Source organism: Moorena sp. SIO3E8, assembly GCF_010692445.1.
Taxonomy (GTDB): Bacteria; Cyanobacteriota; Cyanobacteriia; order Cyanobacteriales; family Coleofasciculaceae; genus Moorena; species Moorena bouillonii.
Genome location: NZ_JAAHHM010000029.1, coordinates 43,066 through 68,968 on the forward strand (window position 1 = coordinate 43,066; position 25,903 = coordinate 68,968).

15 protein-coding genes and 1 pseudogene are annotated in these 25,903 nt (G+C 43.4%); 12 read left to right on the forward strand and 4 right to left on the reverse strand.

Features of this window, described 5'->3' with window-relative positions:
- The first annotated feature begins 237 nt into the window (after positions 1–237).
- From F6K46_RS15225 to F6K46_RS15245, 5 genes are all read left to right on the forward strand, one after another.
- On the forward strand, positions 238–603 hold the full coding sequence (locus tag F6K46_RS15225; RefSeq protein ID WP_070396243.1) for a response regulator: 366 nt from the start codon (positions 238–240) through the stop codon (positions 601–603).
- 21 nt (positions 604–624) lie between these two features.
- Positions 625–1,155, forward strand: a complete 531-nt coding sequence (locus F6K46_RS15230; protein ID WP_293053938.1) for a chemotaxis protein CheW — start codon at positions 625–627, stop codon at positions 1,153–1,155.
- Positions 1,156–1,245: 90 nt separating this feature from the next.
- The gene (locus tag F6K46_RS15235) at positions 1,246–4,305 is read left to right on the forward strand and encodes a methyl-accepting chemotaxis protein (RefSeq protein WP_293053940.1); all 3,060 of its coding nucleotides are present in this window, start codon (positions 1,246–1,248) and stop codon (positions 4,303–4,305) included.
- 7 nt (positions 4,306–4,312) lie between these two features.
- Positions 4,313–5,095 carry an MlaE family lipid ABC transporter permease subunit gene (locus F6K46_RS15240; protein WP_293053943.1) on the forward strand — a complete coding sequence of 261 codons (783 nt, stop codon included), beginning with the start codon at positions 4,313–4,315 and terminating at the stop codon, positions 5,093–5,095.
- Positions 5,096–5,354: 259 nt separating this feature from the next.
- Positions 5,355–7,964: a M1 family metallopeptidase gene (locus F6K46_RS15245; RefSeq protein ID WP_293053946.1), complete on the forward strand. Its 2,610-nt coding sequence runs from the start codon at positions 5,355–5,357 to the stop codon at positions 7,962–7,964.
- Between the two features lie 265 nt (positions 7,965–8,229).
- Here the strand turns inward: F6K46_RS15245 and F6K46_RS15250 are convergent, their stop codons facing one another.
- Both F6K46_RS15250 and F6K46_RS15255 read right to left on the reverse strand, forming a co-directional pair.
- Positions 8,230–9,303: a hybrid sensor histidine kinase/response regulator gene (locus F6K46_RS15250; protein ID WP_293053949.1), complete on the reverse strand. Its 1,074-nt coding sequence runs from the start codon at positions 9,301–9,303 to the stop codon at positions 8,230–8,232.
- A 335-nt stretch (positions 9,304–9,638) separates the two neighbouring features.
- Complete coding sequence (locus F6K46_RS15255) at positions 9,639–15,008, reverse strand: PAS domain S-box protein (protein WP_293053952.1); 5,370 nt, start codon at positions 15,006–15,008, stop codon at positions 9,639–9,641.
- 757 nt (positions 15,009–15,765) lie between these two features.
- On the opposite strand from F6K46_RS15255, the gene F6K46_RS15260 reads away from it, so the two are divergent.
- Complete coding sequence (locus F6K46_RS15260; RefSeq protein WP_293053955.1) at positions 15,766–17,487, forward strand: AarF/ABC1/UbiB kinase family protein; 1,722 nt, start codon at positions 15,766–15,768, stop codon at positions 17,485–17,487.
- Positions 17,488–17,893: 406 nt separating this feature from the next.
- Complete coding sequence (locus F6K46_RS15265; RefSeq protein ID WP_293045768.1) at positions 17,894–18,268, forward strand: hypothetical protein; 375 nt, start codon at positions 17,894–17,896, stop codon at positions 18,266–18,268.
- A gap of 446 nt (positions 18,269–18,714) precedes the next feature.
- Here F6K46_RS15265 and F6K46_RS15270 read toward each other — a convergent pair whose 3' ends face one another.
- Together F6K46_RS15270 and F6K46_RS15275 are read right to left on the reverse strand one after the other, a co-directional pair.
- On the reverse strand, positions 18,715–19,701 hold the full coding sequence (locus F6K46_RS15270; protein ID WP_293045771.1) for a YkvA family protein: 987 nt from the start codon (positions 19,699–19,701) through the stop codon (positions 18,715–18,717).
- Between the two features lie 459 nt (positions 19,702–20,160).
- A pseudogene (locus F6K46_RS15275) lies at positions 20,161–20,247 on the reverse strand (helix-turn-helix domain-containing protein); the annotation flags it as partial.
- On the opposite strand from F6K46_RS15275, the gene F6K46_RS15280 reads away from it, so the two are divergent.
- The 5 genes from F6K46_RS15280 (at position 20,246) to F6K46_RS15300 (ending at position 25,867) form a co-directional block, all read left to right on the forward strand.
- Positions 20,246–21,982 (forward strand): alpha/beta hydrolase, encoded by a 1,737-nt coding sequence (locus F6K46_RS15280; RefSeq protein ID WP_293053958.1) that lies wholly within the window; start codon positions 20,246–20,248, stop codon positions 21,980–21,982. The pseudogene F6K46_RS15275 and the gene F6K46_RS15280 overlap by 2 nt on opposite strands.
- Before the next feature lie 118 nt (positions 21,983–22,100).
- Positions 22,101–24,659, forward strand: coding sequence for a glycogen/starch/alpha-glucan phosphorylase (locus F6K46_RS15285; RefSeq protein WP_293053960.1), 2,559 nt, complete (start codon positions 22,101–22,103; stop codon positions 24,657–24,659).
- A gap of 1 nt (position 24,660) precedes the next feature.
- Positions 24,661–24,834 carry a hypothetical protein gene (locus F6K46_RS15290; RefSeq protein ID WP_293053963.1) on the forward strand — a complete coding sequence of 58 codons (174 nt, stop codon included), beginning with the start codon at positions 24,661–24,663 and terminating at the stop codon, positions 24,832–24,834.
- Positions 24,783–24,968: a hypothetical protein gene (locus F6K46_RS15295; protein ID WP_293053966.1), complete on the forward strand. Its 186-nt coding sequence runs from the start codon at positions 24,783–24,785 to the stop codon at positions 24,966–24,968. The genes F6K46_RS15290 and F6K46_RS15295 overlap by 52 nt, the downstream gene beginning before the upstream one ends.
- Positions 24,965–25,867, forward strand: a complete 903-nt coding sequence (locus F6K46_RS15300) for a sulfotransferase (protein WP_293053969.1) — start codon at positions 24,965–24,967, stop codon at positions 25,865–25,867. Before F6K46_RS15295 ends, F6K46_RS15300 begins: the two co-directional genes overlap by 4 nt.
- Positions 25,868–25,903: the final 36 nt, after the last annotated feature.

Genomic DNA, 25,903 nt, shown 5'->3' on the forward strand with positions numbered 1-25,903 from the left:
GCTGTGTCAGCCTTTGAGTTATTAATACAGGCGTCTAACCCATCAGTTCATTAACCAACACTATCCTAATTAAACCCACTGGTCAAGCTAGGGGCTTCCACAAATTCAAGAAAAATCTAGTCTTTCTTGGTATCACCACCAATAGATGAGCGATACTGTAATCATGATTCAGTTTATAGACCCAAATCGGGCTATGGTTTAATTTCACGACCTTTCCCGAGGGTCGAGCTAGGAGTTATGAGTAAAGTTTTAGTTGTAGAAGACAGCCTTGCTCAACGGCAGATGATCTCAGACCTCCTCAAAGGTAGTGGTTTGAAGGTGGATGTTGCCAGTGATGGTGTTGAGGCTTTAGAACATATTTTAGAGTATTGTCCAGATGTAGTTGTCTTGGATATAGTGATGCCACGCATGAATGGCTATGAGGTCTGTCGGCGTCTTAAGGCTGACCCCAAAACTCAGAATGTGCCAGTGGTGATGTGTTCTTCAAAAGGCGAAGAATTCGACCGCTATTGGGGCATGAGGCAAGGTGCAGATGCATACATTGCGAAGCCTTTTCAGCCAACGGAGTTGATTGGAACAGTTAGACAGCTACTCAGAAGATAAATATATTGGTATTTGACGGTAATGGTTGCTAATCCGGACTTTGTAACTGACTCGGTTCTTGAACAAGCCCCAGAATTGCAGGAATTGGAAAGTCCTGAAGGCGAACTATACCTGCGGTTTTATCTGCCATCTGGTGATGAATTTGCTCTGCCTGCTACTGGTATCAAAGAGGTAATTGACCCCTGCCCTGAACAAATTACTCCTATTCCTAATGCTTCCCCTCTATTGTTGGGGACCTTCAATCGACGTGGGCGCGTAATTTGGGTCTCAGATCTGGGTCAGTTTCTAGGGGATAAAACGGTTTTAAATACAGACCGTATGGAAATCCCCGTTATTGCTATTGAAGATCAAGACACTATGCTGGGGTTGGCAGTTCAAAAAATTGTCTGTACAGACTGGCTGGATGTGGAAAAGTTACATATGCCTACCAATGTTGCCGATAGTATGGCTCCTTTCTTACGCGGTGAGTGGTTGCTAGATATTGAGTCTAATCAGGTTCTGAGACTACTTGATCATGTGGCGATTATACGCTCAGCAAGGTGGGCAGCCTAAAACTAATTATTAAAAATTGAACATTAAAAATTAGTGGGATTAATTATTATTAAACATTAAATTAATTTTTAATGCTTCGGGAGGAGGTAAATGGCATCCAGTATAAATTACCCCCAGCAGTATGGGGAAGCCGAAAAAGCCTATATGCAGGGCAAATACCAAGAAGCGGCAACAATTGTTGATCGTTTGATTGAGGATTTCCCTAATGAACCCAGTGCCCTGCTACTGCGGGGTCATATTTACTGCTATGGTCTACAGCAGTACGATGTGGCTCGCCAACAGTATGAATCAGTACTCAATCTGACCTCTGAACCAGATTTTGTTAATTATGCCAACAACGGTCTAGAGTACGCCCAGCAATCTACAAATGGTGATCAGGAGGCTGGGTTATCACCTGATGATGATGTCAATACATCACAGGTAAAACTAGATGATACTGAGGAGTTGAGTGCAGAACCCACAGCAGGAAATTGGCAAGACTTCGCTGATTTTAATGATATCAGTGAATTTGACCCGGAAAGCTTAAGTTTGGATAACACAGGGGTTGATGATTTTGCTTCAGAATCAACCTCACCCTTTAACGATTCTTTTCAAGATTCCACTAGTGATGAAGGCACCATAGATTATCAGTCTTCTTCTAATCTAGACCCCTTTAGTATCGTTAGTGACCTAGAAGAAGACAGTGAGGATTTAGAGAGTTGGGAAATTGCCTCTGAGGATTTAGAACTCGATGTGAACCCTGTCAGTAGTCAGACTTCTTATAATGGCACAGAAGGACACTTTCCTGAACTCTCTCAAGAGGAGGGTCTACAAACATTTATGGTGTCTCCTGAGGTTAATTTAGACGAAGATATATCTTATGGTTCAGAAGAGTTAACTAGTGAATATAGCACAGTTGAGTTTAACGTCCTGGCTGAAGAAGAATTAGAATCCCTGCCGGATTACGAGTTTAGCGATATCGAGGAGCAATCAAAGAATTCCTTTGTTGAAGCTGCAACCCTGTTAATGAATTCAGCAGAGCTTGAGGAGCATTTTTACCCGACTCCAAGTTCTGAGCCTACCGCGACTACCCAAGAAAATTATGCCAGCACCGAGCAGTCTTTGGAACCTGAGGAACCAACGGGGGATACTCAAGCCTATGCTGACAATCAAGAGGACTTAGAATATCTCAATGATGAGGCGACTGACTCTACTGAACCCTATTTATCGGAAAACTATGGCTCGGATGAGCAACTTTTGGACTCAGCTTACGAACAAAATGGGTTCAACTCTCCAAGGCCAAACCAAATTAATTTGGAATCCTTTGATGATGATTCTTGGACAATGGATGATGTAACGGAATCAGAAGAGGAAATCTTGTCAGGAATTGAAGCACATCAAGGGGTAAAAGAGGGTTTTTTAGATGAGTTTGACCTATTTGATGATGATTTAGATTCAATCCCTGATTTCTCTGTTGATGATCAGCAACCACTGTCCAATGAGAGTGGTGACAATAGTGATTTTGATGTCTTAAGCAGTACTGGCTCAACACTCGGAAGTACTGGGTCAATGGATATGAACACAAGTGGTGTAAGTGCTGTAGCCAATCATGATTATCCGTCAGCCACTGGCAATGAGGAGCTATTTAGCCTTAGTAGTGCCACCGAGCCAATCCCTATTTATAATCCTACTAAAGACATTGACAAAGAGCTGGTTGTTAGTATTGACCAAGGTCCACTAGCTCCCATAGAAAACGCTCCTGTCAACCAGAAGAATTGGATGACTGCCTTGATTACTGGCGCGGTATCAATGGTGGTGGTAGCAGCGGTGGGTGCTGGAGCACAATACATGGTTCGAGATCAGCCATCCTTCAAAAATCATGTGCGAAATACTAGTATTCTGATGACCCTAGCCGCTGGTGTTGCCAGTTTTGGTACGACTCTGGCTGTCGGGACTATTACAGCTAGGCAGATTAGACGTAGTACCGAAAACCTGAAAACCCAGTTTGAAGGAGTATCTCAGGGTAATCTCAATGCCCATGCTACGATTTATTCCCAGGACGAATTGGGTCAGTTAGCCCATAGTTTCAACCAAATGGCCAGAGTCATCTTGACAACGATGACTGAAGCACAACGAAAGGCAGAAGAGCAAGAACAGGCCAAAGAAGACCTCCAACGCCAGGTAATTCGATTGCTTGATGATGTGGAAGGGGCAGCACGAGGGGATTTAACCGTACAAGCAGAGGTAACTGCTGATGTTTTGGGGGCAGTTGCTGATTCCTTCAACCTGACGATTCAAAACCTACGGGAAATTGTACAACAAGTCAAGCAGGCAGTCCGTCAGGTGACCAAATGTTCCACCGATAGTGAGTCCTTTGCCCGTAGCTTGTCTTCTGATGCTTTACGGCAAGCTGAGGAACTGGCGGTTACCCTGAACTCTGTACAGGTGATGACCGATGCTATTCAGCGGGTGGCAGAGAGTGCACGAGAAGCTGAGGAAGTTGCCCGCTCAGCCTCGGCTACCGCTCTCAAAGGTGGTGAGGCTGTGGAGCGCACTGTGGCCGGAATTTTGCAAATTCGTGAGACAGTAGCAGAAACGACTCGTAAAGTCAAGCGTTTGGCAGAATCTTCCCAGGAAATTTCTAAAATTGTTACATCGATTTCTACCATTGCCTCCCGAACAAATTTGTTAGCACTCAATGCTAGTATTGAGGCGGCAAGAGCTGGAGAAGCTGGTCGAGGCTTTGCTGTTGTTGCGGATGAGGTACGACAGCTCGCTGATAAGTCAGCCAAGGCACTCAAGGATATTGAACATATTGTGTTGCAAATCCAGAGTGAAACTGGTTCAGTGATGACAGCTATGGAAGAAGGCACCCAACAGGTGATTGAAGGTACTAAACGAGCAGAACAAGCCAAGCGATCGCTTGAAGATATTGTGCAAGTGGCAAACCGGATCGATGCTTTAGTACGTGCAATCACTGCGGATACTATCGAGCAAACTGAAACATCCCGTGCTGTTGCCCAAGTGATGCAATCCGTTGAGTTAACCGCTCAAGAAACCTCCCAAGAAGCCCAAAGGGTTTCTGGAGCTTTGCAAAACCTGGTTGGTGTGGCGGGAGAGTTGCGGACATTTGTTGAGCGTTTCCGTGTGGAAGCGAATGATGGGAAATGATCGACTAATGGCTAAAACTACCAGCCTCGGGTTATGGAGTCAGCGTTTATTGGCGGCGATTTTCTTAGCTGGGCAAGTGATACTTCATATACTGAGTGGGAAGATTCACCGCCGCAATACGATCGAGCAAATGGTAACCGTTGGACCAGAGTCTCTGATAATTGCTCTGCTCACTGCTACTGTAATCGGTATGGTGTTTACCATTCAGGTAACACGAGAGTTCATTAATTTTGGTGCCACCAATGCCATTGGGGGAGTCTTGGCTCTAGCTTTGACTAGGGAATTGGCTCCAGTGTTGACTGCTGTGGTTTTAGCAGGACGAGTTGGTTCGGCATTTGCTGCTGAAATTGGTACGATGCGTGTTTCAGAGCAAATTGATGCTTTGTATATGCTCAAGACTGACCCGATTGATTATTTAGTGATTCCTCGGGTGATTGCTTGTTGTCTGATGCTGCCAGTGTTGACCATTCTCGCTATTGTGACTGGTATGCTAGGAGGATTGGTGCTGGCTCAAAATCTTTATGGTATTCCCCAGTCTGTGTTTCTTGATTCGGCTCGTAACTTCTTAGGAATTTGGGACTTGTTCTCTGCTGCTATTAAATCTCTAGTATTTGGGCTGTTGATTGCTGTGATTGGTTGTAGCTGGGGATTAACCACCACAGGAGGGGCTAAAGGTGTCGGTCAATCTACCACCACTGCTGTGGTTACTGCTTTGCTAGCAATTTTTATTAGCAACTTTTTCTTATCATGGTTGATGTACCAAGGGATGGGTAGTGCGGTGATCAGCTAAATCGGTTGTTGATCGTTAATTGTTAATTGCCTAAGAGCAATCAGTTAACAGACACTCACAAACCAGTAATCTTCTGTCAAGGTCTGTAGCTTTTCAAAATTCCCTAAAACCTGACCTGATCAGGAGGAATCGACAAATGAGTTAATTTAGAATAGATCAATCGCACTTTGTGTAGCGGTCGATTCCAATTCCTTTCCGAAACTTCCCATAGCTCCACTTAACCCTATTGTCCACACTGTTCAGTTCTACAACTTCACTAATGTCCCAGTCGTATTTTGATACCGAAAGCAAAACTCACAAATCGTTTGAATTACCTGGTGCTAAACCCCAATACAATCCTGACCGCCCAGGACAAGTGGAGCATATTTTCCTGGATTTAACTCTGGATATCCCCCTCCAAAGCGTTAGCGGTACCTGCACTATCACCCTCAACCCAATACGCGGCATTAAACAGCTAGTAATTGATGCGGTCAACTTGACTATCGCTTCAGTGCAGGTTGACCAAATCCCCCAACCCTTTGACTATGATGGGGAACAACTAAAGATTCAGCTACTTAACCCGGTTGTTGTTGGAAAAGCGATTAAGATTGCGATCGCATACAGTGTAGACAACCCCCAGCGGGGTATTTACTTCATTCATCCAAACCAACACTACCCCAACAAACCCACCCAAGTTTGGACCCAAGGAGAAGATGAAGACTCTCGCTACTGGTTCCCTTGTTTCGATTATCCTGGTCAACTTGCTACCTCCGAAATCCGGGTTAGAGTGCCAAAACCCCTGATTGCTATCTCCAACGGGGAACTAATTGCTACAGAAGAACAAGGGGATGAAACCATATACCACTGGAGGCAACAGGAAGTTCATCCCACTTACCTGATGACTCTAGCAGTAGCAGACTTTGCGGAAATTCGGGATGAATGGCAGGGCAAACCAGTCAGCTACTACGTGGAGAAGGGGCGAGAGGAGGATGCTCGCCGTAGCATGGGCAAAACTCCTGGAATGATAGAGTTCTTGAGTGAAACCTTTGGCTATCCCTACCCCTATCCGAAATACGCCCAAGTCTGTGTAGAAGACTTCATCTTTGGTGGTATGGAAAACACCTCCACCACTCTGTTAACAGACCGTTGCTTGCTTGATGAACGAGCAGCTACCGATAACCAACGGACTGAAAGCCTGGTGGTTCACGAACTTGCTCATCAGTGGTTTGGGGACTTAGTGGTGATTAAACACTGGTCCCATGCCTGGATTAAGGAAGGCATGGCATCCTACACAGAAGTGTTTTGGACCGAACATGAGTATGGTAAAGATGATGCTGCCTACTACCTACTCAATGAAGCACGCAGTTATATCTCAGAAGATAGTTCTCGTTACCGCCGCCCCATGGTTACCCATGTCTATCGAGAAGCTATTGAACTCTACGATCGGCACCTTTATGAAAAAGGTGCTTGCGTCTATCATATGATTCGGGCAGAGTTAGGGGAAGACTTGTTCTGGAAAGCAATCCAAACCTTTGTTAAAGATAATGCTCACAAAACCGTAGAAACCATTGACCTGCTAAGGGCGATTGAAAAAGCTACCGGTCGTAATCTGTTATTCCTATTTGACCAGTACGTCTTCCGAGGTGGTCATCCTGAATACAAAGTTGCCTATTCCTGGGATGGGGATAGCCAGTTGGCTAAAGTTACAGTAACCCAAACTCAGGCAAAAGATAGTAACACCGGTAGCGATAGTGAACTATTTGACCTCAAAATCCCGATTGCCTTTGGTTACACCCAGCTCGAAGACGATTCTCCTGTGAAAACGTCTAATGAAACCTGTCTACAGACATTTACGGTCAGGGTTCATGAACGGGAACAAAGTTTCTATTTCCCACTGCAGAAAAAACCTAACTTGATTAGCTTCGACCACGGGAATAATTACCTGAAAACCGTTTCCCTAGAATACCCCATAGCCGAGCTCAAAGCCCAGCTGAAATTTGACCCAGACCCTATCTCCCGTATCTATGCAGGGAAAGCCTTGGCGAAAAAGGGAGGATTAGAAGCAGTAAAAGCCTTGTGTGATGCCCTAAAGAGTGACTCATTCTGGGGTGTTCGTTTAGAAGTCGCCAAACAATTAGCTAAGGTAAAACTAGATCAAGCCGAAGCCGCCTTAATTGCTGGCTTGTCCGATCAAAATCTCCGTGTGCGTCGTGCCGTTGTCCAAGCCTTGGGTGAGGTGAAGACTCTAGAAAGCTACAATGCTCTCAAGCAATTACTAGAAAAAGGGGATGCCAGCTACTACGTAGAAGCAACAGCCGCCAGGTCACTTGGGGGAATGGTTTCGGCAAGCCTTAAGGATAGAGAAGATGAAGTAATCCAATTGCTGACAAAAGTACTCAAAGAAAGGAGTGGTTGGAATGAAGTAGTACGTAGCGGTGCCATTGCTGGCTTAAGTCAAATTAAATCGTCACCCATTGCCCTAGACGTAATTTTAGAATATACCACTCCTGGCATACCTCAACCCCTTCGTCTAGCAGCGATTCGATCTTTAGGAGACATTTCTAAAGGTCAGACTCCCAATAAAATAGAGTCGATCCTGGAGCAATTAGAAGAACTGTCCCGTGAAACCTTCTATTTGACTCAAGTCACCATAGTTGGGGCTCTAGGAAAAATGGAAACCCCGAAAGCCATGGATATTTTGCGATCGCTTTTAGAGAATACGCCTGATGGGCGAATTCGTCGGATTGCAGAAGAAGCTATTCAGAAAGTTCAAAAAGCAATTGGCTCTGACAAAGCCCTTAAACAGTTACGGGACGAACTTGAAAAACTCAAAAAAGATAATCAGGCACTCAAAAGCCGCCTGGAAAACTTGGAAGCAAAATCTAATTAAGTAGGAAGTCTTTCTTTGACAGCTTTTACTTAAATTTATAGTCAGCTATCAGCTCTCAGCTATCAGCATTCAGCTCTCAGCATTCAGCTCTCAGCATTCAGCTCTCAGCATTCAGCTCTCAGCATTCAGCTCTCAGCATTCAGCTCTCAGCTCTCAGCTCTCAGCTCTCAGCATTCAGCTCTCAGCTCTGAGCTCTCAGCCAAAGGCTGACGGCTGACGGCTGTTGGCGTAGCCTGCGCGTAGCGCATATGCTTACAATTTATAACTAAATTTCTACAGTGAACACTGAACCCGATGGTTGATTATTTTCTACAAATATTCTACCACCATGAGCTTCAACTGCCATTTTACAGAACGTTAATCCCAGACCAGTTTGAGAAATTCCAGTCATTAAATTTCCCACATCGTACTTATCAAAAATACGTTTTCGCAATTCTTCTTCAATCCCAGGCCCAGAATCAGCAATGCGAATTCTAGCTTGGGGTTTGGGATCTACTGGATAATCTACTTGCAGTAGAATTTTACTTTGTGAAGGAGAAAATTTGATGGCATTTGAGAGCAAGTTATCTAAGACACGACGGATTAAATTGGCATCAATTAAAAGAGTCTTACTGGATTCTGGTAGCTCACTAACTAGCTGAATATTTTTCTCATGAGCAATGGCTTGGAAATCTAAAACTACCTCTTGTTCGAGTGCATTTAGATCCACCAAGTCTCGATTAAGGCTAAGTTTTACCGATTGTAACTTTGCCATCATCAATAAGTTATCCGTCATTGAGCGCAGCTGGAGAGCTGATTTCAAGATTTGTTCAGTCTTTCTTTGCTGTTTTTTGTCGAGTTCAGTTTGCTGCAAAATCTCACAAGATATGATAATATTAGCCAAAGGATGCCTCAAATCATGCACGATCATATGAGACATATCTTCCCTCAGCTGTAGAGTAGCAGCTAGCTGATCATGTTGTTTTTTAATCCGCAACATCGAACGCACTCTAGACCGCAGTTCGAGTCCACTAACCGGTTTACCTAGGAAATCATCAGCTCCTGCATCCAGGCATCGGGCAAGATCTTCCTTAGAATTCAGAGCCGTTACGATAATAATTGGGATATGGTGCCAGTTTGGGTGAGACTTGATCCGATGGCAAACCTCTATACCATCAAGTTCTGGCATCATCACGTCCAATAAGATTACGTCCGGCTGAATTTCCTCTAGACGGTTCAATGCCTCTTCACCACAAGAGGCATAGCTCAAGTTGTAACCTTCCTTGAACAGTAGAGCCTCAATGACATCAAACCCACAGGGTTCATCATCAACTACTAGTATAGAGTTTTGACTATCCATCAATAACACCCTTTATGCGCTTGAATAGTTCACCATATTAAATACAGATGTTTGGGATTGATTTTGGTTAATATCCATTAATATAGCGTTTTTAAATAGGTTGTAAACACAGTTATGGCAGAAATTGGCAAGCCTAAAATACGCAAAAGGCAATATAAGAAAGAGATCTAGAGTTTTATTGAACAATCAAAAAAGACCTCCCAGGTTTACATTTCATTTATAAACGCTATATACTATTAATTTATATACCAACCATGGATTAGTAGGTTTAAACCTACTTGGAACTGATAACTTAATGATTAATCACGCTAATCACGAATAAGTAATACAAATAACTAATTACTAACTAATTGCAAATCCTTAACCTCTACATGAACATACTTTTGAATAGTACTGACTAAGTTCTTCAGACTCACTGGTTTAGAGATGTATTCGTCCGCGCCAGCCCCTAGGCATTTCTCCTTATCCCCTGGCATCGCCAGTGCTGTTACGGCAATAATGGGAATTTCCCTAGTTTCCTGATTGTCTCGAATTCGCTTAATCGCTTCAATACCGTCCATATCTGGCATCTGAATATCCATCATAATCAGCTGTGGGTGATACTCTTTAGCTTGGCTAATCGCTTCCCAGCCATTCTTGGCTAATATCAACCGATAGCCTTTGTTGAGCAAGTAATCCCAAATCGTCTTAATGTTAGTTTCATTATCCTCTGCAATTAAGATTAACGGTGACTCTGGAGCTTTGTGAGGCGTAACCATCAGAGCAGTTTCGCCATGCTTGACTGACTCTGGTGTTTCTAAAGGACCCAAAATTTTGCTAATTGTTGAGCGCAACAGTTGGCGGGAAACGGGTTTAACCAGATATTCAGACGCACCCATCTCCAACGCTTGCGATCGCTCATCCACTACAGAAAGAATAATCACTGGGATGTGTTCGGTTTGGGGATGAGCTTTTAGCTGAGCCAAAACCTTCCAGCCAGACACCTTCGGCAATTGCAAATCTAGGATAATCACCCCTGGATTGACCTGTATAACCTGCTCGAGAGCGCCTTCTCCTTCAGGGTAAGTCAAGGTTTGTAGCCCTATTTCCCTGATATAGCGAGAAATCACTTCAGCTGCAGTAATAGAGTCTTCGATGATCAGCACTTGGGGATTGGAGATGCCAGATTGAGTAAATTGGCTTAGCTGTTCCAAATCACTGTGGTATTCTCCGTTTGCCTGACCGCTTTGTTTGATCGGCAGAGTTACTGTGAAGCAACTACCTTGACCCACTTCACTCTCGACATCTACCCTACCCCCGTGAATTTCTATGGTTCGTTGCACCAAAGCCAAACCCAATCCTGTACCGGCGTAGCGACGGGACAGACGGCTGTCAATTTGGACGAAGGATTGGAATAACTTACGCATATTTTCTTGAGCAATGCCAATACCAGTATCAATGACACTAAAACAAATAGTGTTTCTTAATAAGTCTTCCTCAGCTTTTAAAATAACGCTTCCTCCGGTTGGGGTAAACTTCACAGCATTGCTGAGCAAATTGATCAGGACTTGTCGGATACGTCGCTCATCCACTTCTATTTCCCATAGCCTCTCAGTTACCTGAGAAGTCAGCTTAATATTTTTGTGATGGGCTTGGTTTCTAACAAACATCAAGCTGGAATTGCAGAGTTTTTGGAGGGAAACAGCACCGATGTGGAGTTCCATCTTCCCAGATTCAATTTTGGCAAGGTCAAGCAGATCATTGATTAGTTCTAGCAAATGTTGACCACTGCCCTGAATTGTGCTGAGAGACTTACGCTGCCTATCTGTAATTGAACCATACACTTCCTCTTGCAAAGCTTCTGATAAACCAAGAATGGCGTTGAGGGGAGTACGTAATTCATGACTCATGCTAGCCAGAAACTCGTCTTTGAGACGAGTAGCCCGTTCTAACTGGGCATTAGCCAGAGCCAGTCTTTGATGATTTTGCCGCATCTGCTCTTCAGCATTTTTACGCTCTGTAATATCTCGACAGACTCGGATTAAACCACCATCCTCAAGTAATGTTAGAGAAAATTCCTCAGCAAATGTGCTACCATTCTTGCGCACAGCCGTAGCTTCTCCACTCCATTTTCCTGTTTTAAACAATTGGGGAAAAACTGACTTCTCAATACGCTCAATTTCTTCTGGCGGATAAATCATATGCCATTGCCGACCCACCAGTTGATCCGGTTTAGTGTAGCCAAACAATTCCAGGTGAGTCTGATTGAGGTAAAAGTATTCACCTGCTGGATTAACTAATGCTATGCCATCAGTAGCTGCTTCGAGAGCTGTTAACTGACTTTTGAGAGCTTCTTCTGCTTTTTTACGCTCTGAAATATCGGTGTGAGAACCTGCTATGCGATAAGGCTTACCTGTTTTATCCCACAGCGCCGCTCCACGAGTCAGCAGCCAACGGTAGGTGCCATCTTTGTGTAAAGCACGGAACTCTTCTTGATACTGAAAAAGCTTGCCCTCTAGATAATTATTAAAACTCAGTAAGGTTTGCTCTAGGTCGTCTGGGTGAATAATCTCTGTCCAAGATTCAAACGTATTGCTAATTTCATCATCTTCATACCCCAACATACTCTTCCAACGAGGGGATAAATACATTTCACCAGTTTGGAGATTGCAATCCCAAATCCCGTCGTTGACTCCTTCTACAGCTAAGGCAAATCGCTCTTTACTATCCCGAAGTTCCTGCTGAGCCTGTTTTCGTTGTTCTTCTACACCAATAGCGCTGGCAATCAGGTTAAGCAGTTGTTTGTCTTCTGTAGTTGGTTCTAGCTGCTGCTGATACAAAACACACAGGGAACCCATTACCTTTTTGTTCCATTTGACCGCAATACCGATGTAAGTACACAAATTATAAGCTGTAATGTTGGGATCAGTTTGAGCATAAGCTGTATTCTGGAGATCCTGCTTGACCACTGACTCATCAGTTCCTTGTCGGATCACGTCGTAGCAAATACGTCCTTTAGCGCTATCCATCGTCGGATAATCTGGCGGGACTTGCCACTGTCCTAATGTCACCAGTTGATTGTATTCCAGGCAATTATAGAGAGCGAAACTAGCATTGAGTAATTGCCCACAAACGGCTACCAGATGATTAATATTTTTGTCGGGATTGCTACCAAAATCAAGAAAGCATTCATTAAGTTTCTCCAGTCGGTCTTCAAATTGCTTCCGATGAGTCAAGTCTCGAATAACCCCTACAATATAGGGATTATTTTTAGAATCGAAGAAACGAGTTTTCTTGGTAGAAATGAAATGAAGGATACCCTTAGCATCAGTAAAGTATTCTTCATTTTCATTAACGACACCATTCTTGATGACGAGTTGATCGGTTTTTCTAAAAACCTCAGCTTCTTCTGATACGAAAAATTCAGAATCTGAATGACCTAATAGTTGCTCTCTAGAATATCCGATAAACTCACAAAAGCTATCATTAAAGAATTTCCATTTATAATATCTATCTTTTACAAAAATTGGATCAGATACTGCATTAATTATGTTCGTGATAAAGTCTTTGGTTGCTGCCAGTTCTGTGTTAGCTACTTCTAGTTCCAAGGCATGATTACTCAACTCTTGATTGAGCTGAGTAACTTGGGCTTCTACTTGCTTTCTCTGGGTGATATCTCGGAAATACCAGATTCTAGTATAGTAATCACTAGCTTCAGACACCACAGAGCCAGAGTAACGGTCAAAAATCCGACCATCATTCAAGTAAATTTCATCACGACTTACTTCGCTCGGATGTTCATACAGATACTTCAACCTGTGGATAAATTCTTTAGGTTTATTTAGCTTAGATAGCACACTTTTCAATATTTTTTGGTCGTCACCAGAGTTGAGAATCTCCTCTGGGATATTCCACATCTGACCAAAACGGCGATTGTGCCATAGGATTTTTTGGTTTTCGTCAATAACTAATATACCATCAATTGATGCCTCTTGTTGCGCCCTTAACAGAGAGTTAGTTCGTTTCAGTAAATTTTCTCCCTGTTTACGCTCGGTAAGATCGCGAGCAATAACACAGTTGTATTCTTGATCATTAAACTGTAAATAATTAACTCCAATTTCTACAGGAAATTCCCGCCCGTCTTTAGTGCGATGTACTGAATCTTGCTTAAAACAACCTTGCTGTTTCAGGTTTTTCCAAAACGGTGACCAGTTATCTTTTGACAGTAAGGTATCGATATCATAAACGTGCAACGTCAGTAATTCTTCACGGGAGTAGCCAAGGAAATGACAAGCAGCTTCATTGACATAACAAAATCGGCCATCCTGTTTTGATAAAAAAACTGCATCCCCTACCCGATCTAGAGAAAACTCGATCAGCCTTAGTGTTTCCACAGTAAGGAGACGTTCTGCAATCTCTTGCTGCAATTGAGTGTTTAGTCGTGATTGCTCAGCTGCATAACGTTCCCTTTGCTTAAAAGCAGTCAACAGACTATCAGCCATACGATTGAAATTGATACTAAGTTTCCCTACTTCATCTTTCGTCCACACCTCGACTCGTGCTTCCAAATTGCCAGCAGCAAATTCTTGGGTAGTTTTTTGTAGCTGTTTGACCGGTTTAGCAATTGATCGTCCAAGCAAGATAGCTAAAAAGATATCTGCGATTAAGGCTATAGCAAGGACGATCAGCTCAAGTTCTAAATTATCCCTAAGAAATTGATTGAAGCAGTATTCAGTAGTTCCTCTGACTAACACTACTGTCGCTTTACTATCAAAATTAGTTAGAGCTTTAGCGACTATGATGTAAGATTGCTTACCAAAGGTTTGGCGTGCGTAAACTACCTGTGATGTTTGGGCAACTGCTTTCTCCAACAGGGATTGATCCACTACATCTAAACTCGATTCCCCTTGCTCTAAATCTTTAACATCACTGTTATCCAAAGTAGCAGTGGCTAAGTTAAATTCCCCCGAACCCTGGCGATAATAGATGGCACTATAGCCTTTGTCAACCCCCTGCAGGGTGTTGTGAACTATGGGCAATTTGCCATTGACCAAGTCACCAGACACCAAGACAGCTACTATATTTCCAGTCTCTGGGTTCTTGACTGGAGTGAGTGTGTAACGAATTAGGGCGTCTTGTTCAACAAAACCATTCGGTAACTGAGGTGACTCCTTAGCTAACTCAACCCAGCTGACAATTTGACTGCTCCCAATCCCCGTTCGATTCTGGAAAACTTGACTGACTAATTGATTAGGATTAAACCTCTCTCCTGTACGGTCAGCGTTAGCATTAGCAATAATCTTGCCATTGGTACCTACTAAAGTGCCATATTCAATGTTGCGGGCTTTAATTTCGTTCCTCAGAACCCGTCTGACTTCAGCCTTGAGGGCTGCTTTGATAGGCTGACCAGAATGATGAGCGATCGCAGCAGCAATGATGGCAGCATTATCGGCTTGACTACGGAAGCCCAGCTTAGTTTGCTCAAGTTTAGAATTGTAGTTAGTCTCGGTGAGTGCTAATTGAGACTCAGCTTGGTCTCGTAGTTCGATTTGCCCTCCTATTACCATCATTGAAGCAGCGACGCCGAAGAATCCAATCAGAGAAATTAGCTCAGAGGCAAACAAACCAGTAAGCAGCTTACTACTTAGTGGTAAGTTATAAAACCACTGTAGGCAGCCTAACCGAATGTCTTGGGAAGGGTTAGGGACAGAGGGATAATCTTGCATAATCCAGGGGAATTTGCTTATGGCATTGCATTTTCGTGCGTCTGTAACTGAGATCCAATTCGCTAGTGCCGATTTGGTCCGGGCAATCTCGGAAACAGCATAGTTGTTGATTTATCTACGTCGATAAATCAACGTAGATAAATCAACAGATTGCCCATGCTGCTTCGCTACGATACCAGCGGAATCGATATGACACCATTGTTGCTTTGTTGATTTAGCCCCGTCATGGAGGATTCTGCTGAAGTTTTAATTTAAAGACTGTCGGTGATAACACGCAAATCAGAGCTGAAATCCGAAGCTAGAGCCTCGGTTAATGTAATAATGGAAGTTGACAATTTTACCGATATATGCATCAAGAGGTGGGACCCGTGGGGAATTTAATTCTTAATGGGTCAAGCGCACCTAGAAAAAATCTATGACACAGGACTAGTAAACCTTGGCAGAAATTTGTGACCAGTTCCTCTGAAGATGACCAGATCAGGGAATGAGGGGATGAGGGGGTGATTTTGACTGGTCAGTTATTTTGAGCGTAATCTACTCAATTGACCATAATTGACTATCGGAAGTTCAGGAAATGGGCAAGTTTCTGGTGTAGGTTTCTATGGGACTCTCAATTGTCCTGGTAGCAAAACCTGCCCTAAACCTTCGATTGGACTTAAATACCGAGTTATTGTATATGTACTTGTGTATACTTATTTAATAAAAAGCAAAAGATAGATAAAAAACTATAAATTTCTTAGAGAGGCCTATACTCAGCGTGAGTCAGCATCAACTTGTATCTCCTGAACAGCGGTCTAATGAACCCCAAAGGTACTATGATCCACAAGCGATCGCCCGCTACTATCGTTCCAGACCTTGGGTAGTGATTTGGCGTTGCCTGAGGATTGTCTGGGGTTTCGCTAGCTTTGTTTTTAGTATTAAGTTAGACCAATGGCGCAACCGGACTGAGCAGAATAAGTTAAAACGAGCGACACAGCTGCGGGAACTTCTGACTAACCTCGGTCCAACCTTTATTAAAGTCGGACAAGCTCTTTCCACCCGTCCTGACTTGGTTCGGCAAGATTTTCTAGATGAACTGATCAAACTACAAGACCAGCTACCTCCCTTTGACAATGCGATCGCATTGTCCATAATCGAGCAAGAGTTAGGGCGCTCCATCCAAAAACTCTTTAGCCAAATTTCCCCAAGACCTGTAGCAGCCGCTAGTCTTGGTCAAGTCTATCGGGCTAAACTTCACACCGGTGAAGAGGTCGCGGTTAAGGTACAACGTCCTAACTTACGCCCTATCCTCACCCTAGATCTTTATTTGATGCGGTGGGCAGCTAGCTGGATTGCCCCCTGGTTACCACTCAATCTCGGTCATGACCTAACTTTGATTGTAGATGAATTTGGTACTAAGCTCTTTGAGGAAATTAATTATCTCAATGAAGGTCGCAATGCCGAACGATTTGCTCTAAACTTCCAAGACGACCCCACTGTGAAGGTTCCAGCAATATACTGGCGCTACAGCAGTATCCGTGTCCTCACCCTAGAGTGGATTGATGGTTTCAAGTTAACAGACACAGAACGTATTGAAGCCTTAGGACTAGACACCGCAAGCTTGATTAAAACCGGTGTCACCTCTGGTTTGCGTCAGTTGTTAGAGCATGGCTTTTTCCATGCTGATCCTCATCCAGGTAACTTATTTGCCCTTCCGGATGGACGCATGGGCTATATTGACTTTGGTATGATGGATCAGTTAGATCAAGACACCAAAGAAACCATTGTCAGCTGTGTCGTTGATCTAATTAATCAAGATTATCAATCATTAGCCCAGGCTTTTGTTAAATTAGGTTTCTTAGCACCCAACACAGATATTCAGCCGATTATCCCAGCCTTAGAAGCTGTGTTGGGAGAAGCAATTGGTGAAAGTGTCGGAGATTTCAACTTCAAGACGATCACAGATCAGTTCTCAGAGTTGATGTACGACTATCCTTTCCGGGTTCCAGCCAAGTTTTCCTTAATTATCCGTTCTCTGGTCACTCAGGAAGGACTGGCACTGAGCTTAGATCCGAATTTCAAAATTGTCGAGGTTTCCTACCCCTATGTAGCTCAGCGTCTGCTTACCGGTGAAACCCCACAAATGCGGCGGCGTTTGATTGAGGTGTTGTTCAAAGACGGTAAATTCCAGTGGGAACGACTGGAAAATATGATTGCGATCGCTCGCTCTGATCAGAACTTTGATTTGCTACCAACCGCTCAACTTGGTTTGCAGTATCTCTTGTCTGAGGAAGGTCAGTTTCTGCGACGTGAACTGTTGTTAGCGTTAACCGAAGATGACCAACTCCATGGAGCCGAAATTCAGAGTCTGTGGAACTTAGTCAAAGATGATTTACCACCAGAACGTTTATTCAATGTAGCTTTGAATGCACTAAGTACTATTTCCAGTGATGGGATTGGGGCTATTTTACCCAAAGCTCCTGCTGTGAGTAGCAAATAGTATGTCAGACCAACTGGCTGACAACGATATTCCTGATCATGACTACTTACTCCTAAGTATTCACTACTTGTTGTTATTGTAATTAGCGCCGGTTGCCAACTGCTATAGCATTTGGTGGGTTACAGCCCCAAAAAAAATCAATGCTGCGCTTAACCCACCCTAGGAAATTATAAGATTATAGTCACCACAACCACCGGATCGCATTCGCCGCTTTAGCAATCCGTGTCGGAATTGTGATAATTTTTGATACCATATTCCCTGCTCCCTGCTCCCTGCTCCCTGCTCCCTGTTCCCTATTCCCTATTCCCTATTCCCTATTCCCTATTCCCTACTCCCTATTCCCTTTGCTATCATTTTTTGTAATAATCTTCACAGGCACTAAAAGCATGAAGATTAGGAGTTATTTGTGTATAATTTTTGGCCAGATCCACCCTATTTTTTGTTAATTTTTGGTTTGTTTGCTGGGATTACCTGTGGGCTAGCTTTTGAAGCTACACTCAAAGAAAAAGTACAGGAATGGTATAAGACCAAATCCAGTCAAACCCTGGCTGAAATTAAAGGAATCCAGTTACTTCTCCCATTTATGGGAATTGCTGTTGGGATTTGCCTGTTTCTAGCCTCTGGGTTAGGAATTTTTGCCTTGCCCTATTGGTTGTGTTACTCAATTTCCATACCTATGACCTTATTTATTAGTGGGCTAGTTTGGTCACAACTCGGTAACGTATTGATTCAGTTAGAGCGAGGTGGTTCCAAAGCTCTAGATTTAGATTCGTGGGAATAACTATAAACTGACTAATTTGTCATTAGTGATTGGGAGTTTTTTCCCATACTATCGGTCAGCTACTAGTGGGTAATCGGTAATCGGTAATCGGTAATCGGTAATTTGCCTTTTGCCCATTACCTACTCCCTACTCCCTACTCCCTACTCCCTACTCCCTACTCCCTAAAACTTAATAATCCTCATATTTACTATCCATTAAAAAATCCATAGAATAATGTTTAACATTACTAATACAAGCAACAGTAAGCCATTTATGATTAAATCATGACGACTTTCGTTGAGCTTTTTACCTAAAATTATGCTCCCGTGCTCAAGAAAGTATTTTTTCATAAACCCTGGAACTTTTTCATAGTATGGCTTGTACTTGAGCAGATTAATGATTAGCTGTATTAAGCCATAGGTAGTCAGAATAAATACGGTAATTCGGTATAAGGAATAGAGGTTAATCATGATGTATGACTTAGGATATATTTGACCAAAATAGCGAGAATGGCTGCTGCAATGCTGCCGATTAAACTGATTCTGACAATCCGATTGTACTTGCGGACTTCTATCTCCGCTATCTTTTCTGCCTGTCTTTCCATATAATTTTCTAGTTCCTGAGCTAGGGTGGAAACTACGGCAATGATCAAGGCTGCATCATCGGCTAATCCAACTACGGTAATTAGGTCTGGCACGGCATCAAAGGGGGATATTAAATAGATTAAGGCTGCGATCGCTAACGCTTTTCCCTTCCAAGCGGCATTAGGATCCCGGACCATTTTAGCTAAAGCTTGAATTTTCGGCCAAATTTCTTTAATTGCTCCCCGGTTCATCCGTTCTAAGTTCTTGTCAATTTTTTGGATGTCTTCTGGCTTGGTATTTTGGAGCAATTTGTGAAATATTTCTTTTATCCTCCCCCGGTTCATCTGATCCAGGCTCTGGTCAATTTTCTGGATGTCATTGGGGGAGATGTTTTTTTGTAATTTGTCCAGTAGTGTTCTAATCTTACCAGGGTTGCTTGGTGCTGAGTTTTCCGACCGTTGGGGGATGTCTTGTTCAGTGGTAGATTTTTTAAATTTGCTGAGTATCCCTCTAATCTTGCCTCTAACTTTGTCAGTATTGCTTGGTTCTGAGTTTTCGGACAGTTGGGGGATGTCTTGGTCAGTGGTAGATTTTTTAAATTTGCTGAGTATCCCTCTAATGTTACCTCTAACTTTGTCAGTATTGCTTGGTTCTGGATTGCTTACCGTTACTGAGGTGTCCTTAGGAGTTCCTGGTTTGGGTAATTTGCTCAGTAGTGACTGAATTCGCCCAGGGGGTTTTTGTTCTAAGGTCTGGTCGAGTTGTTCTAAGGTCTGGTCGAGGGAGTCGAGGGATTGGATATCCTCTGGTTTTTCCTCTGGTTTTTCCTGTTTTTGAAATCGCCGAAGTAGTCTTTCCCGTAAACCCATTACTATTAACCTTGTTATATCCGAGGATTTATCTGTTTTAGTTGTTATAGCAATTCTCTTTTCCATGAGGGACAAATGGATCCCCCTAAATCCCCCTTAAAAAGGGGGACTTTGAGCTTGATAAGCGTACCTCATAAATGCAATAAACACTATAACTAGTATAATGATATTTATGGTAAGCTTATTGCTAAATGGCTAGGGCGTGTCTTCAAACTCGGAGATACCCCATTATCCCCCTAAAAAAAGGGGGACGAGCGAGTATGGCTCCCCCTCGGAGATACCCCATTATCCCCCTAAAAAAAGGGGGACGAGCGAGTATGGCTCCCCCTCGGAGATACCCCATTATCCCCCTAAAAAAAGGGGGACGAGCGAGTATGGCTCCCCCCTTATTAAGGGGGGCTGGGGGGGATCTAATATCTTGCGGAAAACTTTGAAAACACGCCCTAGTCCCCAGTTTTAGACCCATCTAGAATAACCAGCATGTTGTGCCATCAGGGTTTTGTGTTGGTTGTTCAGTTTGACTTTGGTCTTGAGAGCTTTGTACATGTTTAATGATATTGTCACAGGTTTTCCGTTAACTATTACCAACTCCCCTAGTCTTTCCCGAGCCGCTAAAGTGAGCACCCAATCCTTTAATTCTAACCCACTGCGCCAGTGGTTAACTCGCTTTTCCCTATCCCTAGGCTTGAGTCTAGTATCTACATTCAGTGCAATTCCTGCCCTAGGAGCAGAGCGAATTACTTTCTTCGTTTCTCCCTTTGGACAATTTAATATTGGGATTGAAGACTTGGAAATTTTTGCTAAAGATGGCACAATGACAAGGCAATTTGCCTATTATGCCAACTTTGCTACACCAACACAATTAGCAGCACTGCGGATTCTACTAAATAGTCGATTTAATATTTCTCCCAGATATGTTTATTTGTTCACTCGCTTACCGGTGGGGAAAACCTTACTGCGCCGATTGGGGAATGTAATAAAAGCAGATTTTAATCGCAATGGTTTCTATCCCTTGCGGGGTGCTTTAGTTTCGGCAGCTTCGGATCCAGAAGGCTTGAGCGTTATTAATGTATTGCGTAAGTTTTCCCTAGAAACTATTTACCTGGATGTGGAACTAATTTCTGATGTTACTGATGAGCTATCAAGGCTATTTGTGGTAAATGATGTTGTCTTTAGTGCCATTAAAAATCGGGCACAACTACAGGGAGAAGGCTCAAGATCGTTTAATTTCTCAGCACAAGCAGATCTTAGGAATTCTGGAGGAATAGGTTGGCGTAAAGAAACCTTTGAGGTTTATAACTCTGAGCGTCAAGCTTCGTTTCCCGTTGATATTTATCTACCTAACTATTCAGACCAAGGAGCAATAAGAGGCTCGATTCCAACTCTGGTTATTTCCCATGGTTTGGCTTCAGACCGCAATACCTTTGCCTATCTAGCGAAACATTTAGCATCTTACGGTTTTGCAGTTGCGGTCCCGGAGCACATTGGTACGAGTTCCGAACGCATTAATCAAATCTTTGCTGGCTTCGCAACTCCCCTCAATCCTACTGCGATCATCCATCGTCCTTTGGATGTGAAGTATTTGTTAGATGAACTTTCCGCTAAAGCTAATTCTGACCCGAGTAAGTTTGGCAGGCTCAATCTAGAAGAGGTGGGAGTAATTGGTCAATCCTTCGGAGGCTATACTGTTCTTGCTCTAGGAGGGGCTAAACTCAATTTTGAACAGCTTACTAGTGAGTGTGATACTGCTCGACAAAACAATTTATCCTTAGATGTATCCCTGCTACTCCAGTGTCGAGGTACTCAACTACCCCCAGAAGACTATAATTTGGGAGACGAACGGGTAAAAGCGGTGATTGCTGTTAATCCGCTCAGCAACCCGATCTTTGGTGAAGCCGGGATGTCACAAATTCAGGTTCCGGTCATGATGGTCTCTAGTATCAGAGACATCTTTGCGCCACCTGTAGAACAACAAATTACCCCTTTCAGCTGGCTAACTACCCCAGAAAACTATCTAGTGGTGACAGAAGCAGGTACTCACTTTTCCTACCTGGGTGGGGAAGGAGAGGGTGTCTTACCGGTTCCACCTGAATTGATTGGGCCAGATCCTGCGATCGCTCGTCCTTACCTGATGGCACTTAGTACCGCTTTTTTCAAAACCTATATTGCTAAACAACCTGAATATGCTTCCTATCTCAGTGAGTCTTATGTGAAAGAGATTAGTCAAGACCCATTGAATCTGTTTCTGATCCAGTCTTTGCAGGAAAATCAACTCAAGTAGGAACTGTGTGTTACAAATTGGTGATTTTACTACAGAGAATGATAATTCACCAATGACCGTCCATCCTTACTCTCTCACCAAAGAGAATTCATAATGGAGTGACAAGTTTTTGGTCAGGATGAGCCATACTATGAAGGAAGCTACCAACCTCACACAACAAATCAAGGTTAAGGTAGAAGATGACCGTACAGGTATGTCGGTGGAAACCCTTAAGCGAGCCTTTGCTGATAATCTTTATTATATCCAGGGTAAAAATCAGTTTTTGGCTACACCCTACGATTACTATATGGCTCTGGCTTATACGGTAAGAGACCGGCTACTTCAGCGGTGGATTAAAACCTTAGAAACCTATACTAGAAAAAATGCTAAGACGGTATATTACCTGTCAGCAGAATTTTTGATGGGTCGCCAGCTCACTAATAACTTGCTCAACTTGGGGATATATGATCGGCTCAGCCAAGCTCTCCACGAATCTGGGCTGGAGCTAGATGACCTGAAAATCCTGGAAGCTGAGCCTGGTCTAGGGAATGGCGGTTTAGGACGCTTGGCTGCTTGTTTCCTGGACTCCCTGGCAACGTTAGAAATTCCTGCTGTTGGGTACGGCATCCGTTATGAATTCGGTATCTTTGACCAGCGGATCATTGACGGTGCTCAAGTTGAACGTCCTGACAAATGGCTACGCTTCGGCAACCCTTGGGAAATCCGACGCCCAGAATTAACGGTTGAGGTTAATTTCGGGGGTAAGACAGAATCCTACAAGGATGATGAAGGGCGCTATCGGGTGCGTTGGGTTCCGGAGTGGCAGGTTTTGGGTACTCCCTACGATATACCAGTGCCTGGTTACAAGAAAAATACGGTCAATACCCTGCGTTTGTGGCGTGCTGGTGCCAGTGAGGAATTTGATTTTGAGGTGTTCGACAGCGGTGACTATGCTGGTTCTGTTACTGAAAAGATCTATTCTGAGAATATCTCTAAAGTCCTGTATCCCAATGATAATACTTCCCAAGGGAAGCAACTACGGCTGGAGCAGCAGTATTTCTTTGTTAGCTGTTCTCTTCAGGATATTATTAATAATTACCGACGAACTAATAGCAATTTTGACCTGTTCCATGAAAAAATTGCGATTCAGCTAAATGATACTCACCCATCGATTGGGGTGGCGGAGCTGATGCGGTTGTTCTTGGATAAGTACAAATTGAGCTGGAATAGAGCTTGGTATATCACTAGGAACACTTTTGGCTATACTAATCATACTTTGCTAGCAGAGGCTTTGGAACGCTGGCCAGTTAGCCTATTTGAGAAACTATTACCGAGGCATATAGAAATTATCTATGAAATCAACCGTCGCTTCTTGGATCATGTGCGTGCCAAGTATCCAGGTGATAATGACCGGCTCAGACGAATGTCCTTGATTGAAGAAGGACCTGATAAGTCTGTGCGGATGGCTCATTTAGCCTGTGTAGGTAGCCATGCTATTAATGGGGTGGCCGCACTGCATACGGAATTGCTGAAGAAGGATGTGCTCCAAGATTTCTATGAATTGTGGCCAAATAAATTTATTAATATGACCAATGGGGTCACACCCCGTCGGTGGCTATTGCTGAGTAATCCTCAACTGTCGGAACTGATTACTGAGAAAATTGGAGAGGGTTGGGTTACTAATCTAGACCAGTTCAAACAGTTAGAGCAGTTTGTTAATGATGCTGAGTTTTGCGATCGCTGGCGCAAGATTAAGCAGCTGCACAAGCACAACCTGGCGGATTATATTCTGCTGCACAACAATATTAACGTTGATCCTAATTCCCTGTTTGATGTTCAAGTAAAGCGGATTCACGAGTACAAGCGTCAGTTGCTGAATGTACTCCATATCATTACTCTCTACAACCAGATCAAGGAGAATCCCTCGATCGATATCTTGCCCCGAACCTTTATTTTCGCTGGCAAAGCAGCACCAGGTTACTACATGGCTAAACTGGTGATTAAGTTGATCAACTCAGTAGCAGAGATTATTAATGATGACCCCGATGTAAGCGATCGCATAAAAGTAGTTTTCTTAGAAGGCTTCTCGGTTTCCCTCGGAGAGCAGGTTTACCCAGCAGCCGACCTTTCAGAGCAAATTTCCACTGCTGGCAAGGAAGCCTCTGGAACTGGCAATATGAAATTTGCCATGAATGGAGCCTTAACCATTGGGACCTTGGATGGTGCTAATATTGAAATCCGAGAAGAAGCAGGAGCAGAGAACTTTTTCCTGTTTGGTTTAACTACTGAGGAAGTATACGCTATCAAAGCTGGGGGATATAACCCACAAGAATACTATAACAACAATCAAGAGCTCAAGCAGGTAATCGATCAGATTGGCTCTAGGTACTTCTATTCCCGTAAGCCCGAGCTGTTTAAGCCACTGGTGGATTCCCTACTGTACGGCGATGAGTACCTGCTTTTGGCAGACTACCAGTCCTATGTGAATACCCAGAAGCAAGTAAGCCAAGCCTATCGGGATCAGGATCACTGGACTCGCATGTCGATTATCAATGCGGCGAATATGGGCAAATTCTCTTCAGACCGCACGATTCGGGAGTATTCTCAGGAAATTTGGAATGTTGAGCCGATTTCCGTTGACCTAGACGAGTACGACCAGAACTCTGCTGGGTTGAAGCGAGTAACTAATTTACATTAACTTGAACAGTAACTATAGCAGTTGCCTTAATCAGGGAGTCGGGAATCGGGAGTCGGGAGTCGGGGAGATGGGGAGAGTGTGGGAAGTGTGGGGAGGGTGGGAAGTGTGGGAAGTGTGGGAAGTGTGGGGAGATGGGGAGATGGGAAACATTTTTATAGGGTACGAGGTACATTAAATTTTATTACCCCTACTCCCTACTCCCTACTCCCTACTCCCTACTCCCTACTCCCTACTCCCTACTCCCTACTCCCTACTCCCTATTCCCGATTCCCGATTCCCGATTCCCGATTCCCCCCAGAAATAAAATGAAATTACCCAATTTTTTAATTATAGGTGTGCAGAAGGCAGGAACAACTTCTATTTATAACTACTTAACGCAACACCCTCAAGTTTATATGAGTCCGGTTAAGGAAACCAATTTTTTGGAGAAAGATTGGGGAAAGTTGCCTCGAGAACTAATAACTCCTAATGAAAATAGAATTGATACCTTTGAAAAATATTGTAAACTTTTCGAAGACGTTAAGGATGAAATAGCGATTGGTGAAGCATCCCCTAACTATTTGTTTCATTATCAATCATCGTCTGAGCTAATATTGCGTTATTTGCCCGATGTTAAACTAATTGCTATTCTCCGAAATCCCATAGACCGAGCTTATTCGGATTATTTAATGCACGTTCGGGAAGCGACGGATGTAGCGGGTAAGGTTCAACCGTTATCGGAACAGCTTAAGTTTCGCTCTAAGGGGTCGTTTACCCTAAAAAAAGGACTCTACACTGCTCAATTGAGTCATTTTTTTGAAACGTTTAATCGAGATAAAATCAAAGTTTATCTGTACGATGATTTATGTAAAAATCCCGTGGCTTTGCTCCAGGATATGTATCGATTCATTGGAGTAGATGAAAAGTTTATCCCAGATGTATCCAAAAAAGCTCAAGTGGCTCAAGTTCCTAAAGTAAAATTGGTTAATGATCTGTTGCGTAAACAAAATCCCTTCAGAACTATGGTGGCTTCTGGACTAAAGTACATTCTACCAGTGGAGGTGAGGCAAACTGTTCGTTCAGCGCTAATCAAAATGAACTCAAGTGATAAGAGACAAGCTGCTCTTTCTAAAGAGGAACGGCAACAGTTGCTGGAATTTTATCGTGATGATATCCTGAAACTCCAAGATTTGATTCAACGAGACCTTTCGGTTTGGTTGACTGTTTGAGTGTAAGTAGTCAGCTATCAGCTTAAGCGCTACGCG

Excerpts from the sequence above, each read along its gene's own strand:
- F6K46_RS15300 (WP_293053969.1), top strand. The coding sequence starts at position 24,965 with ATGAAATTACCCAATTTTTTAATTATAGGTGTGCAGAAGGCAGGAACA.
- F6K46_RS15245 (WP_293053946.1), top strand. The coding sequence starts at position 5,355 with ATGTCCCAGTCGTATTTTGATACCGAAAGCAAAACTCACAAATCGTTT.
- F6K46_RS15285 (WP_293053960.1), top strand. The coding sequence starts at position 22,101 with ATGAGCCATACTATGAAGGAAGCTACCAACCTCACACAACAAATCAAG.
- F6K46_RS15240 (WP_293053943.1), top strand. The coding sequence starts at position 4,313 with ATGGCTAAAACTACCAGCCTCGGGTTATGGAGTCAGCGTTTATTGGCG.
- F6K46_RS15235 (WP_293053940.1), top strand. The coding sequence starts at position 1,246 with ATGGCATCCAGTATAAATTACCCCCAGCAGTATGGGGAAGCCGAAAAA.
- F6K46_RS15280 (WP_293053958.1), top strand. The coding sequence starts at position 20,246 with ATGTTTAATGATATTGTCACAGGTTTTCCGTTAACTATTACCAACTCC.
- F6K46_RS15270 (WP_293045771.1), bottom strand. The coding sequence starts at position 19,701 with ATGGGTTTACGGGAAAGACTACTTCGGCGATTTCAAAAACAGGAAAAA.
- F6K46_RS15250 (WP_293053949.1), bottom strand. The coding sequence starts at position 9,303 with ATGGATAGTCAAAACTCTATACTAGTAGTTGATGATGAACCCTGTGGG.
- F6K46_RS15230 (WP_293053938.1), top strand. The coding sequence starts at position 625 with ATGGTTGCTAATCCGGACTTTGTAACTGACTCGGTTCTTGAACAAGCC.
- F6K46_RS15255 (WP_293053952.1), bottom strand. The coding sequence starts at position 15,008 with ATGCAAGATTATCCCTCTGTCCCTAACCCTTCCCAAGACATTCGGTTA.
- F6K46_RS15225 (WP_070396243.1), top strand. The coding sequence starts at position 238 with ATGAGTAAAGTTTTAGTTGTAGAAGACAGCCTTGCTCAACGGCAGATG.